This window comes from uncultured Bacteroides sp., from assembly GCF_902491285.1.
GTDB lineage: Bacteria > Bacteroidota > Bacteroidia > Bacteroidales > Bacteroidaceae > Bacteroides.
On sequence record NZ_CABUHK010000045.1, the window covers coordinates 1 to 13,177 of the forward strand.

The window sequence follows — 13,177 nt, forward strand, 5'->3', positions numbered from 1 at the left end:
AAAGTGGATTGCACCACTTCTTCAGCCATATATTGATTGCCGGAAGAAAGCCGCATAATAAAATTGTACAGTTTGCCACTATACATCGTATATAACTTTTCAAATGCCTGAAAAGAACCTTCCTTTAACTTGATTAATAAAAGTTTTTCAGCAGTAGAGTCAATCATATTTTAGAGTTTTGTGACAAAGGTATGTTACTGTTGGTCTGAAACAGATGACAATATTATTAATATTTTCTCAATTATCCGATTTTTCGGGAAGGTTTCTGCATAATATTTATTTTTACTAAAGTCCAAAAATAGTTAATTAACTCCTTAGACTATTCAATATTCCGCTAGCATACAAGGATATTTTCTATCTTTGCAATAGAATTACGTTATCAAAGATGAAATGTAATTTTAAGATTAAATATAATGGGCAATATCAAGACAAAACAAAAAAATATATCTTCTCAAAAGCAGAAGAATAAAATCAATCCCTCAAAAATTGATGATGGGAAAAAGTTTGTATTGTCTGATGTATCCAAAGAAGAACTAAGTAAAAGAAGGATTCCAGTATACCCTTACCTCCTCTAAATGTTAGAAAGCGCTTACCCATTCTTTTTCATTCAAAAAGATGAAGAAAATGAGGATGGACTTCTATCTATATCATTATACAGATTCAAATCCACTAAATCAAATTTGGTTTATATCGTTCGAGTAGAACAATATGAATACAATATCTATGCTGTAAAATTCTATCAGAAAAGCCATAGATTGTCCCATAATAAATACAGGATAATGACCAATACATTCGAGCCTAGAAGGATTATAAATACCTGTATTAATATTATGCTTTCTATTTATGAAGAAGATCCAAAAGCTTCATTTGGTTTTATTGGAGCCAACGGCTTCAACGAAGATACTAAGTGTACTAAAAGATATAGAGTCTATTCAAGAATTGTAGCAACTTATTTTAGCGACAGGGTTTTCTATCATAAAGAAAATATAGAGAAAAGTGCATATATGCTTATCAACAATATAGCACTAAAAGAAAATCCCGACTTGATTCAACAAATCGAGATTTTCTTTATCAACCAATATGATTATTTTGAATAATAGTTATTCTTATTAATAAGTCAAACGAATACCTGCCTGTATATTGAAATTGAACGGATTCTCCTTACGTATGGTCTGAATATCCGAACCGTCATCAAAATAATAAGCAACACCCGGTTCTACATAGATACCGACACGTTTCGTTGCATTCAACTGCGCACCTACTGCACCGGATACCGAGAATTGCAAGGGTTTCACTGTTTCTTTTTCAGAACCGAGCTTTCCATAGACGCATTTCTCAATCATACCGCCACCGGATACATAAAGAGTAACGAGCTTCTTATCAAGGAAATTCCAGTTGGCACGCAACGGGATACCGATATAATGGAGCTTCTGTTCTATCTGCTGGTCATTATCAGCCAGTTTGGCATCCGAAGAAAGCAGCGTATAAATCAAACCGGATTCCAGGGAGAAACCTTTGCCCAAAGCCTTACGAACAGACAATCCGAAAGAGATAGGCTGATGGTGTTTAATATCCACGATCTGTTTTGCCTGACGCAAGTAAGGTACTCCGTCTTCAAAAACCAAAGTTTGGTCGTTGGGAATTTGCATCAAGCCGTTTGAAACGGAAAGCATACTGACACGAGAATAAGGATATGCACCCGACCCTACTTCTGATGAAGCACCGCCCGAATTTCCAACTCCCAGTCCCATAGACCAGGTTCCTTTCTGAGAAGATGGCTTTTCTGTCGGGATATGATATTTATCTCTTCCGGAAGGACGGCGCGGTCTGTTGCTCGCTGTCGGTCGTTCCGTATCTTTCGTTTGAGTTTGACCGGCATTTGTTTCTTCTGCCGGTTCTCCCTCTTCGACAGCTTTTCCGGGTTCGTTTTCTTCAATTACAGGTTCCGGTTCGTCTTTCACTACGGGTTCATTAGCTACCAGTGTTTTATGTTCCGGGATATTCCGGTCTGCTTTCGCCAGCCGGTCTTCACGGGCAACGGGACGCAGGACAGGTTCGGCAGAAGTTCCTTGCACATCCGGTTGTTGCACGCCCGGCAAAGCATCGGGTGTGGAAGCTAATGCCGGTGTTTGTATATGACGCATTTCATCTGCCGCAGGTGTCCCCAGGAAATACAGGCTTACTGACGAGACGACAGCCAGCAATATAACAGCCGCAGCAGCCATCATCCATTTTCGATAAGGATATATCTTCTTCTCCACAGGGGGCATAAGCTCTTTCTCCAGTTGTTCCCAACCGGAAGCAGGTGTCGGCTCGGAATAATCTGCGAGCTTCTCCTTCAACTTATTCATCCACAATTCTTTCTCTTCCATCTCTATCTATCCATTATGCATTATCCATTCTTTTACTCTTTTTGCCAATACCGTCTTCGCCCGAAACAGTTGCGAAGCCGAAGATTTCTCATTAATACCTAATACCTGAGCGATTTCTTTGTGTGATTTATCCTCGAACGTATAAAGGTTGAACACTGTACGATACCCCGCCGGCAGTTCTTCGATAAACTGCATCAACACCTTTTGGGGTATCGCTTCCACATCGGAAGCATCCGGCTCTTCATATTCTTCGGGCAACTCTTCCAATGACGTTGCCTGATTGATTACATCATTCTTCCGGAGATACTGCAAAGCGGTATTGACCACCACCCGCTCCATCCAGGCCCGCAGGGAGCCTTCACCCCGCCAGGTGAACTTGTCGAAAGAGTCGAATATCTTTATAAAACTGTCGTGAAGCAGATCCTGGGCCGTATCACGGTCGCCGGCATAGCGCAGACAGATGCCAAGCATACGCCCCGCATACTGCTCATACAGTTCCTTGCGGGCCCGGTTGTTTCCTTGCCTGCATTGCTCCGACAACTCTAATTCTTCCATTCTCTTACACGTGTTTACCTTATAAATGCAGCAAAGATAGAAATACTGCATAGAGAGAACAAGTCTTTTAGCACTTTTGTTTCTTTAACAGATGCAGATGCAATATTTTGGGTTCCCGTGCATTTTTTGAGTACAAAGCAGTATTATTAATCAATCTAAAACTTAGTTTATATATGAAGAAATTGAAATTCATTGCCTATATCTTTGCTATTATGACCACAATGCCGATTCTCCAGTCTTGCCTGGACGACGATGACAGTCCGTCCGACTTACTGGTTATCAGCACAATAAATATGATGAGCCAGGATAGCAAGGATTTTTATTTCACCTTGGATGATGGAAAGAAGATGTATCCAAGCAACGGACAAGGATGGAATAACGCAGATTTTGCGGATGGGCAGCGTGCCTTTGTCATGTTCAACGAACTGGAGGAGCCGGTAGGCGGATATGACTACAATGTACGGGTAAAAGAGATTAAGGAAATCCTGACCAAGGACATCGTCACTATGGATGAAGAAGAAAACAATGAGGAAAAAATCGGAGACGATAAGATTAACGCTACTTATATGTGGATTAACAAGGATAAGAAATATCTGACTATCGAATTCCAATATTATGGTACGCACAGCGAAGATAAGAAGCATTTCCTGAATCTGGTTATCAATAACCTCACCCCGGCTCCTACCGCAGACGAGGATAGTGAAGAGGATGAGTTTATCAATCTGGAGTTCCGCCACAACAACGAAGGGGATTATCCTCAGACTTTAGGCGAAGGATACGTATCCTTCAGACTGGACAAAATCAAGGAACAGATGGAAGGAAAGAAAGGATTAAGAATCCGTGTCAATACTCTATATGGCGGAATAAAAACATATGAAGTGAAATTTCCCTAATCTGCTAATCGAAACATGAAAGACACTCTTTTTTAATATAATATATTAATTACGCAAAAGAGGGCGGTAGTTGTGAAACTCCCGCCCTTCTTATTTTTTGTTATAGGGAATGTAAAAACAAAGTTTCGGCAATGTACTTTTTCATACTTAATCAAGAAATTGTTTATTTATGGATTTATTCTCCCCAAATAGATAATTAACTCAGGGAATCAAAGTCTATATGTATAATTATGATTAACTTTGCGACATTTTTTAAACAAAGAAAATTACACCGAATGAAAAAAGGACTTTTTTATGCTATACTGGCCTCTGTTTTATGGGCTATTGTCAATCCATTTATCAAACAAGGACTAAGTTACGATTTTACTCCGATGAACTTTGCCGGAATCCGTTTTACTATTGTGGGGATTATTCTTTTCGCATACACCTGGCACAAGGGTATGTGGAAAGAGATACGTCAGCACAGCAAGTTATTCCTGAATCTGATTCTTATCAATATGTTTATGGGATATACGGCTTTCTACTTCGGTGTGGATTTTGTGAGTGGTGCCATCTCGTCTATTATCATGGGGATGACCCCGCTTATCAACGTGCTTCTGGCGCATTTGCTTGCTAGTAATGACAGACTGAATGTCCATAAAATAATCAGTCTTGTGGTCAGCCTTATCGGATTGTTTCTGATTATAGGAATGGGAAGCGATGGTGCGCCACTCGATTGGAAAGGAATCGCCGGTATTGTGCTGTTACTGCTCAGCATTATTTTTCAAGGATATTCCGCTATCTCCGTTTCGGAAGATAAGGGAAAAGTAAATCCTATTTTTCTGAATGCCGTGCAGATGTTCTTCGGCGGGTTACTCATATATATGATAGGACTGGGCACGGAAGGTTATCATTCTTTTATCGGAAAGCCGGGCGGATTCTACATCAGTCTTGGCATTCTGGTGTTTATTTCTGTCTTTGCTTTCAGCTTTTGGTTTATTGCTCTGCAAAGTAAAGGTGCGAAAGTCAGCGATATTAATATGTGCAGGTTGATTAATCCGATTCTCGGCGCAGTGTTGAGTTGGATGATGCTTCCGGACGAATATCCGACATTCAGTACGGTAGCGGGAATGGTTATTATCGTCAGCTCCTTGATTATTTATTTCAAAGGAGCTGAGATAAGCCAATGGGTCAAGAAGAAAACAGTGAAAGCAAACTGAGTTATTGCAGAAGCTGAGTTATTGCAGACTTTAAATTATAGTCTGCTTAGATTATAGTCTGCTTGAATTATAGTTGACTTTTAATTATAGTCTGCTGAATTATAGCAGACATTGAATGGCCTGCAAAGTCAGCATTTCTTTAGGTACCGCCGCTTTTATTTCTTCTTTCAGTACACAGAGCAGGCTATGACGCACGAAATCTCTGCTAGTGGTCAGTACAACTTGACGCGTGGGACGTGGTATAGCGAACGGACGTACCAGTTTCCGCTGCTCTTCTGATAATTGGGATACTGCCAATTCGGGAATAAAAGTTATCCCTTTCCCGCTTTCCACCATGCGCATAAAGGTTTCCATACTCCCCAAGCGGTAAGCCATCTGACTTACTTTTACAGCTTCCATCTGACAGAAGCGGACAAGCTGGTCACGGAAGCAATGTCCTTCATCCAGTAACCAAAGGCGTTCGCCGGTTATATCGGAAGTGCGGACAACCTCATGTTTGAAAGAGGGTTCTTTCTTGGATACATAAGCATAAAATTGCTCGTAGAACAATGTCTCCTCCGTAAGAAAAGCATCTTCCAGTTTGCTGGCTATGATTCCTGCATCCAAATCCCCACTATGCAATGCCTGCTGAATATCCTGCGTTTTCATTTCTGTGACACGAATATCCAATTCGGGATATTTCTCCATCAGTTGCGGAAAGAAGCGGGGAAGCAGATAGGGTGCAATAGTGGGCAATACTCCCAACCGGAATATACCGGATAGTGATTGCTTTTCTTCACTGATGATTTCTTTTACCTGAGCTGCCTGCGCCAATATCACACGAGCCTGGTCTAGCACTTTTTGCCCGATAGCTGTCGGGCAAACGGGTTGAATACTCCGGTCGAACAGTTTCACTCCCAATTCATCCTCCAGTTTCTGAATCATAGCGCTCAATGTGGGTTGTGTCACCCGGCAATATTCCGCTGCACGGGCAAAGTGCCGGAACTGGTCAACGGCTAAGATGTATTCTAATTGTTGTATTGTCATCTATCAAATTGTTTGATGTTATAGATTGTATCTATGCAAAGATAGAAATTTTCAGTTTGACAGCAAGCACTTTCCGCCTTATCTTTGCAGTACAGAAAAAGAAAACAAGTATAAATCATTAAAATAAAAAAGTATGAAAACTTTAGAATTTATCAAACTGAACGAATCGGGAGCAAACAACGTAGTAGCATCTTTGCAACAATTATTAGCAGACTTCCAAGTGTATTACACCAATCTTCGCGGTTTCCACTGGAATATCAAGGGACATAATTTCTTTGTACTTCACAGCCAATTCGAAAAGATGTATGATGACACTGCGGAAAAAGTAGACGAAATCGCAGAGCGTATACTTATGCTGGGCGGTACTCCTGCCAATAAGTTCAGCGATTATCTGAAAGTTGCCAATATCAACGAAGTGGATAAAGTAAGCAATGGAGACGAGGCACTGAACAGTATCCTTCAGTCTATCAGTTACTTGATTGGTGAGGAACGCAAGATTCTGTCTATCGCTTCACAAGCCGGAGACGAAGTTACCGTTTCGATGATGAGCGATTATCTGAAAGAACAGGAAAAACTGGTGTGGATGTTGGTTGCTTATAATAGCAAGTAATTTATAAAGGTTCAGGTTTTAAGTGAAAAAGAGAGAATATTTCCCCCAAAAGGAATATTCTCTCCTCCTGAATTAAAGACACTCTTCAAAAAGTTTCTGCATTTGAGGATATTTATCATCAGTATCTTCAGTCTCCATACGCAATTTTATCATCTCCTTTTTCATTTGTTTAATAACAGGAGCATACTCCTTCTCATTATACACACTACGATCTTCTTTCGGATCTTTCTGTAAATCATAAAAGTCCCACACGGGTGCAGTAGGAGTCTCCTGTCCATCCGTCATATCCAATGGTTCGCCATAATAGAAAATAAGTTTATAACGTTCATTACGAATTCCCATATGAGCAGGACGAATAGTATGATGTGTCCAGTAACGATAATAAAAACTACGCCGCCAATCAGTGGGTGTTTTTCCGCAAAGATTATCTACAAAACTGCGTCCTTGCATCTCTTTAGTAGGTTTGACACCGGCTAATTGTGCCAGAGTTGGAGCAAAATCAACATTCAGGATCAAGTCTTTCACCCGTTTCCCGGCAGGAAGTTTTCCCGGATAACGAATAACAAACGGCATACGAGCTGCTTCTTCATAAAACATACGTTTATCAAAAAAGCCATGTTCACCCAAAAAATACCCCTGATCTGAGACATATACAACAATCGTGTTATCAGCGATTCCCATATCATCCAATACTTTCAGAAGCCTGCCTATATTATCATCGACTGTTGCTCCGCAACGTAAATAATCTCTAATATATTTTTGATATATAGCTTTACGGGCTACCGCACGTTGCATTCCTTTTGTAGAAAACGGTAGTCCGGGATAACGGCACCACCATTTATCAGGATCGGCAGAAGCTAACTCCCATCGCCTTCCTATTTCTTCTAACTTTTGCCCGACAAACCCTCTTCCATTAGTTTCAGGCCCCCAGTCCATCAGATTTTCCGGTTCAGGGAAAACAACTCCATCATACAAATGTTCCATTCTAATCGGATAATCATACGGTTCATGGGTAGCCTTGAAATGGCAACACATCAGGAACGGCTGTTTATCTTCCCTGTTTTTCATCCATTCAATTGCTTTATCTGCCACAATATCTGTCGAAAAACCTTGTATACACTCACCAAAATTACGATTACCGGGCCAAGGATCAGTACTATTGATAAATAATGGATCGCGATATACACCTTGATCGTGAAAGATTGAATAATAATCAAATCCTTGTGGCTGTGACTTCAAATGCCATTTGCCTACCAAAGCGGTCTGATATCCGGCCTGCTTCAATATTGTCGCAATCGTAGGCAATGAAGTATCCAATGAATCGGCTAATGTATATACTCCGTTCTTATGGCTATATGCCCCTGTAAGAATGGAAGCCCGACTGGGTGAAGAAATTGAATTTGTACAAAAACAATTATCCAGCACCACTCCTTCGGAAGCTAAACGGCGAATGTTAGGATTATGAACATAATCGGCTAATATCCCTCCATAAATACCCCATGCTTGTGATGTATGGTCATCACTTAAGATAAAAAGAATATTGGGACGTTCATTTTCTGTATTCTTTTGCGCCCAAGCTTTTCCATTCGAGTATGCAGCCAATACCCCCAACACAGTCAGTGAAAAGATTCTATTCATTGTATTATTTTTATTTTATCAAAAAACTTCTGCTTATTTGGAACAGCCCTCGCTACAGGATATCTGTAACGAGAGCAAAATCCTACTTATATACAATCTATCGTATATTTATGTAACCAGTATATTCAAAGCCCATAGTAATTGCGGGATGTGGGAGACTCGCCGGTAAATTAAGCGCCCCTTGAATAGTATAAATCCGAGTCGTTTCATCATACTGGATAGTAAACGAACCAGGGTTATCAGTATCAAAGTTTCTATTGTTACCGAGGTCTGACGCTTTTAAGTTCACATATGAAATCTCATCTATTTGAGCTTTAGAATATTCTCCCGGAAGTAAAGCCGACTGCTTGATTAGAATCGCTGCCGTATTACCAAGATCATCTATAAGAACCAGCACCAAATTACCCTCCATAGATCGGCACTGTGCAGTTGTGAACTTGAAATACACATCTATATCAGATGCATCTTTTACCTCTATCATAACTTCTTTGGAAACTCCGCTATCATCATTCGCTATTATCTCAATAACCGCAACACCCGTTCCAAGGGCTTCAATTATGCCATTCTCCAATGAAATGACTCCATTTCCTTCTTTCAAATTATAAGAGACAGATTTATCAGCCGCATTATCCGGTAATACGGTGAGATTAGCATTCAAATCGAAAGTATCACCTACTTTCAGGCTCAAACTCTCAAATCCACCAGCCACAATAATTTCTTCAACCTTCACGACATAATCTACAGCTACTCTGTATTTGGATTGGAATCTCACCACATTTGCGTTATCCACCAATGTGATAGTCAGTTCTGCTTCACCTGCAGCAACACTCGTGATTACCCCTTCCCAATCTACAGTAAAAACTCCCACATTGCTCGAACCAAATCTGAAAGAGTATTCCTCCAAATTGCCAGCATTGTCCGGAATAACACTAACATGCAGGGTGGTGGTAGTTCCTAATCCCTCAAGCGTAATAACTCCTTCTTCGGTCATTAATTCATTTTCAACAGAAACTCCAGTAACAGGATTCTTCACCGCCTCCGCCTGATAGATTTCGTCATCATCACTACAAGCTGCGCATATAGCAGTCATAGCAAACATTAAATATAGTAATTGTTTTTTCATACTTGCCTAATTATTAATTGATTGGTTGATTTTCTATTCGGGACAACGTACTCCTTCTGTCCAACTAAGAGTCTTATTAATGTCCCAGCCATTACCAGTCCAGTCTTTGATTACCGAACCTTCTCCTTCATTAAATCTCCAATAAGCAATCATATCCTGATAATAATCCGGAGAAATATAACACATATTATTCTGAATCTCATTCTGTGTCAGAGCTTTCTTCCATACACGGACTTCACTTATGGAGCCATTCAAAAAGCGGGAATTCAACGAGGAACCAATACAGAATCTACGTTTATCGGTAGTTCCACATAGAGTAATAGGTCTACGTGGCGCATCTACTTGTCCGTCCAGTTCACCGTTAACATAAAGCTTAATACTGGAACCATCAAATACAACGGCAAGATGATACCATTTGTCAACTTCAAATTCTGTTTTTCCCGTTACGGGGAAACCACCACCAGCCAATTGTATTTGATTCGGTTTAATAGTAACATCTCCAAATCGTAATAAGAACTCCTCTTCTACTCCCATTACAGTACTAATATAGGGACTAGCCGTAGCAAACTTATTAACCTTAACCCTTGCCTCCATTGTCACCTGCGGAACACTTGCCAATGAAGGTTCATTTTCAAAAGGAAGTTGCATATTAGTGCCCAAAAGAGTAGCGGCATTGACAATCATCACCTGATTCAAAACAAGATACATTGTCCGGGAAGAGTCTAAAACAGGCATATCTCCAGTTACATCCGTGATAGTCAAAGGTACACAATAAGTGACTCCCTCCTCTAAATTTGTAGTCCTCAATAAAGAAAAGATTAATTGTTCTGAAATGTTCCCACCGGCTTTCAACACAATCTCATTATTGGATAACATATAATCCTCGGTCGGGACAATTTTATATTTTTTCCCGTACAGCGCGTTATAACCTTCCAGTTTATCCGGATCTACTTTGATTCTTATAGATTGATCACTCATAGTCTGGCAAGAAGCTGAAACCGTCACTCCGATTTCAGTCGGTCCATCTATAGTATACTTAACAGCAGGAGAATCTTCCGTACCGGTAAAGTATAAAACATCTTTAAATGTTTCCGCATTTGTACAGGCTGACAGGATGCCTACCCAAAATATAGTCAATAATATATATTTTACCTTCATATCTTTTTTCTTTTTAGACATTATTTTTTTGCAGGATTCATTATCTGAATAGCTTCACGAAGATATTTAAATTCAATATCCGTATGGTTGTACTCATATTCCATATGATAACTTCCCACTCCTCCTTTATGTTGATTTTCCGTTATATTTTCCGGCTGCCAACGTGCCATTCCAATCAAAGAAGGAATAGTTCCCAGTTCCGGATCAGCGTAGTCAACTCCTCCCGTTGACCAGTAACTTTCAAAATTCTCCGTAGCTATAAAGCGCTCCGGAGCAATATATTTACTCACTTTATTAAATCTATTTTGTAATGAAGACGGTCTGGAAGTACCATATGCCTGCGCAATTGCATAATCAGCATATTGCCATCCTTCTTCTGTGATTTTTTCAATGAATCCGTCTACACAAATAAGCTTGTCTTCTCCCAGATTAGCACGCATTTCTCTCAATAGAGTAGTCATATTCACTGCCTTATTGAATAAATCAAATCCACTACATTCATGGTCAAAGTCAACCCCATCATATCCATATTTGAAAACACTGTCAGCCACGGCCTTTGCTACGGCTGGAATATTTTCCGCTACATTTTCAAAGTTACCGGGAAAGTTAGCCATATTATGGGAAAAGATAGTAAATGTCACCTTGGTACCGTATACTTCTTGCACATATTTCAAGTCTTCAATCTGTGCAGGGGTCAAACTGTGCCAAGTTCCCCAAATAGATACCACATCTACGCTATCGGGCAAGTTACGCAAATATTTTACCGGAGACGTTCCGGTTGCTTTCCAACCTCCGAACCATCCAAAAGCCAACTGATGTTTTGACTTTTTATAAGCTCTCAAATTTTCGTAATATTGAGCATCGCGCACTACAGGCTTTTGAAGTGGAATATTTTCTATTTCTGTATCACATGCTACTATAATTATAGCCAATACGAAAAAACAAAAGATTCTATTAATTATTTTATTCATAATAATAAAATTAAATACATGATTAATTATTTCTTATCCCACCACAACTTTACATTTCCATAGTCATTACCACCAAGAAAATCAGTCACGGCTTTATTGACCTCCGTTGTATTTGTATCATACTCTGTAGATGGGAATGGAATACGACGGGGACCGGACTTATCTACCTGCCCAGCACTAGCATTCGTACCATACAAATCAAACAACTTGGGATAACCGGTACGACGATATTCACTCCAAGCTTCTTGTCCTTCCGGAAACATGGCAATCCACTTTTGCGTAATAATACGTTCCAGCTTCTTATCCGCCACATCATTTTCATTCCATGCAATGGTAATCGTTGATGCTGCGGCCACACTGCCCAATGTTCCCGATGGCGCAGTAAACCGTACAGGTTTATACGTATCACCTCTTGTCAAATAATCACCTAAAGCAACTCCCCATTGTTCAAAAGATTTCGTGATGCCTGCCTTATACAGTTCTTCAACTTCACCACCCATATTCCAACCATGGAGTTTTCCTTCAGCACGCAAAAAATAAATTTCCGCTGCACACATCCATTGAACGGGGCTTTCGGCAAATATATTCGGAGAAGACAACTTGACATAATTTTTCTTATCCGTAACATTGACTCCCAACCGGGCACCATGAAATTTATCACTGGCGTCTCCATATTCTGATTCCTGAAAATATTTAGAAAGCCGGGGATCGTTATATCCCTTCATTATAGACTCAATATCAGCTCCCATACGTACATCCGAATAATTGTCCCAACAAATTTTCAACGGATGGAATACTGAAATTCCGTTTCCGGATTGCAACAAAGCATTTTCAGCATTTTCTGTAATAACTCCGTCTTTTACTGCTTCTTCGGCTAATTTCCGTGAGGTTTTTCCATTCACCTCAAATCCATTCACATAATATGTGCGCATAGCCAAACGCAGTTTTAAGGAATTTGCGAACTTCAACCATTTAGTAAAATCACCACCATATACCAGGTCATATTTATTTAAAGGTTTACTTCCCGGATGGATAGCAATATAATTCTGCAACTCTGCTATTGCTTCATCCAAGTCTATAAAAAAAGATTTATAGATATCTTCCTGCGAATCATAAGGAGTTTCTAATCCCCCGTGACCAAATTGTAAATAAGGCAAAGGTCCGTATATATCTGTTACTCGATGCATAGTTGCCACCTTCAATATCTGCGCAACCGCATAAGCCTCCGGGAATTCCTCCTTGCCATTATCCCGGATCTGTTTCCAGGCCGGCATCACATTAGTAAATGCCACTTTAAAAGCAACATCATTCCATTTATCATATCGCAAATTATAATGAACTGCAGAGCTCGTCCCCCACGTACCGATCGGAGTCATATAACCGGAATGCATATCCCCACACAAATTTTGAGCACGTTGAAACTGATTAGCATCGACATCACTGGTAGGTATTACGTCCATCTGCATAGCAGGAAAGAAGTTACCGATTTTCATCAATCCGACTAACATGTCTTCAGGAACTTCAGTAGGGTTGGTATTCCATTCTTTATAATTATCAGTACATGAAGCAATCATCATAGCTACTCCCAATGTACATACTATACGTCTTATTTTTCCTAATCTTTTCATTGTA

General features: G+C 40.0%; 13 protein-coding genes. 4 read left to right on the plus strand and 9 right to left on the minus strand.

Annotated elements, in window-relative coordinates:
* A partial coding sequence (locus tag RDN93_RS12655; protein ID WP_374047411.1) for an RNA polymerase sigma factor occupies positions 1-167 on the minus strand: 167 nt, incomplete at its 3' end.
* 408 nt (positions 168-575) lie between these two features.
* Here RDN93_RS12655 and RDN93_RS12660 point away from each other — a divergent pair.
* Positions 576-1,097 (plus strand): hypothetical protein, encoded by a 522-nt coding sequence (locus RDN93_RS12660; RefSeq protein ID WP_308745871.1) that lies wholly within the window; start codon positions 576-578, stop codon positions 1,095-1,097.
* A 12-nt stretch (positions 1,098-1,109) separates the two neighbouring features.
* Here RDN93_RS12660 and RDN93_RS12665 read toward each other — a convergent pair whose 3' ends face one another.
* Together RDN93_RS12665 and RDN93_RS12670 are read right to left on the minus strand one after the other, a co-directional pair.
* Positions 1,110-2,372 carry an outer membrane beta-barrel protein gene (locus RDN93_RS12665; protein WP_308745872.1) on the minus strand — a complete coding sequence of 421 codons (1,263 nt, stop codon included), beginning with the start codon at positions 2,370-2,372 and terminating at the stop codon, positions 1,110-1,112.
* A gap of 6 nt (positions 2,373-2,378) precedes the next feature.
* Positions 2,379-2,927 carry a sigma-70 family RNA polymerase sigma factor gene (locus tag RDN93_RS12670; protein WP_308745873.1) on the minus strand — a complete coding sequence of 183 codons (549 nt, stop codon included), beginning with the start codon at positions 2,925-2,927 and terminating at the stop codon, positions 2,379-2,381.
* Positions 2,928-3,100: 173 nt separating this feature from the next.
* Between RDN93_RS12670 and RDN93_RS12675 the strand changes: the two genes are divergently transcribed.
* Together RDN93_RS12675 and RDN93_RS12680 are read left to right on the plus strand one after the other, a co-directional pair.
* Positions 3,101-3,820: a NigD-like protein gene (locus tag RDN93_RS12675; RefSeq protein WP_308745874.1), complete on the plus strand. Its 720-nt coding sequence runs from the start codon at positions 3,101-3,103 to the stop codon at positions 3,818-3,820.
* A gap of 275 nt (positions 3,821-4,095) precedes the next feature.
* On the plus strand, positions 4,096-5,019 hold the full coding sequence (locus RDN93_RS12680) for a DMT family transporter (protein WP_308745875.1): 924 nt from the start codon (positions 4,096-4,098) through the stop codon (positions 5,017-5,019).
* 99 nt (positions 5,020-5,118) lie between these two features.
* Here the strand turns inward: RDN93_RS12680 and RDN93_RS12685 are convergent, their stop codons facing one another.
* A complete protein-coding gene (locus RDN93_RS12685) occupies positions 5,119-6,045 on the minus strand; it encodes a hydrogen peroxide-inducible genes activator (RefSeq protein WP_308745876.1) in 927 nt (308 codons plus the stop codon).
* Between the two features lie 133 nt (positions 6,046-6,178).
* Between RDN93_RS12685 and RDN93_RS12690 the strand changes: the two genes are divergently transcribed.
* Positions 6,179-6,655, plus strand: coding sequence for a Dps family protein (locus tag RDN93_RS12690; protein ID WP_007754058.1), 477 nt, complete (start codon positions 6,179-6,181; stop codon positions 6,653-6,655).
* A gap of 72 nt (positions 6,656-6,727) precedes the next feature.
* On the opposite strand, the gene RDN93_RS12695 is transcribed toward RDN93_RS12690, so the two are convergent.
* From RDN93_RS12695 to RDN93_RS12715, 5 genes are all read right to left on the minus strand, one after another.
* A complete protein-coding gene (locus tag RDN93_RS12695; protein ID WP_308745877.1) occupies positions 6,728-8,293 on the minus strand; it encodes a sulfatase in 1,566 nt (521 codons plus the stop codon).
* Positions 8,294-8,390: 97 nt separating this feature from the next.
* Positions 8,391-9,416: a hypothetical protein gene (locus RDN93_RS12700; RefSeq protein ID WP_308745878.1), complete on the minus strand. Its 1,026-nt coding sequence runs from the start codon at positions 9,414-9,416 to the stop codon at positions 8,391-8,393.
* A 33-nt stretch (positions 9,417-9,449) separates the two neighbouring features.
* Complete coding sequence (locus tag RDN93_RS12705) at positions 9,450-10,574, minus strand: DUF1735 and LamG domain-containing protein (protein ID WP_308745879.1); 1,125 nt, start codon at positions 10,572-10,574, stop codon at positions 9,450-9,452.
* Positions 10,575-10,594: 20 nt separating this feature from the next.
* On the minus strand, positions 10,595-11,545 hold the full coding sequence (locus tag RDN93_RS12710) for a glycoside hydrolase family 18 (protein WP_308745880.1): 951 nt from the start codon (positions 11,543-11,545) through the stop codon (positions 10,595-10,597).
* A 26-nt stretch (positions 11,546-11,571) separates the two neighbouring features.
* Positions 11,572-13,173 (minus strand): RagB/SusD family nutrient uptake outer membrane protein, encoded by a 1,602-nt coding sequence (locus RDN93_RS12715; RefSeq protein ID WP_308745881.1) that lies wholly within the window; start codon positions 13,171-13,173, stop codon positions 11,572-11,574.
* Positions 13,174-13,177: the final 4 nt, after the last annotated feature.

Bases quoted from the DNA above. Each gene is read 5' to 3' on its own strand.
- RDN93_RS12695 (WP_308745877.1), bottom strand. From the start codon at position 8,293: ATGAATAGAATCTTTTCACTGACTGTGTTGGGGGTATTGGCTGCATAC.
- RDN93_RS12715 (WP_308745881.1), bottom strand. From the start codon at position 13,173: ATGAAAAGATTAGGAAAAATAAGACGTATAGTATGTACATTGGGAGTA.
- RDN93_RS12700 (WP_308745878.1), bottom strand. From the start codon at position 9,416: ATGAAAAAACAATTACTATATTTAATGTTTGCTATGACTGCTATATGC.
- RDN93_RS12710 (WP_308745880.1), bottom strand. From the start codon at position 11,545: ATGAATAAAATAATTAATAGAATCTTTTGTTTTTTCGTATTGGCTATA.
- RDN93_RS12690 (WP_007754058.1), top strand. From the start codon at position 6,179: ATGAAAACTTTAGAATTTATCAAACTGAACGAATCGGGAGCAAACAAC.
- RDN93_RS12665 (WP_308745872.1), bottom strand. From the start codon at position 2,372: ATGGAAGAGAAAGAATTGTGGATGAATAAGTTGAAGGAGAAGCTCGCA.
- RDN93_RS12705 (WP_308745879.1), bottom strand. From the start codon at position 10,574: ATGAAGGTAAAATATATATTATTGACTATATTTTGGGTAGGCATCCTG.
- RDN93_RS12685 (WP_308745876.1), bottom strand. From the start codon at position 6,045: ATGACAATACAACAATTAGAATACATCTTAGCCGTTGACCAGTTCCGG.
- RDN93_RS12660 (WP_308745871.1), top strand. From the start codon at position 576: ATGTTAGAAAGCGCTTACCCATTCTTTTTCATTCAAAAAGATGAAGAA.
- RDN93_RS12670 (WP_308745873.1), bottom strand. From the start codon at position 2,927: ATGGAAGAATTAGAGTTGTCGGAGCAATGCAGGCAAGGAAACAACCGG.
- RDN93_RS12675 (WP_308745874.1), top strand. From the start codon at position 3,101: ATGAAGAAATTGAAATTCATTGCCTATATCTTTGCTATTATGACCACA.
- RDN93_RS12680 (WP_308745875.1), top strand. From the start codon at position 4,096: ATGAAAAAAGGACTTTTTTATGCTATACTGGCCTCTGTTTTATGGGCT.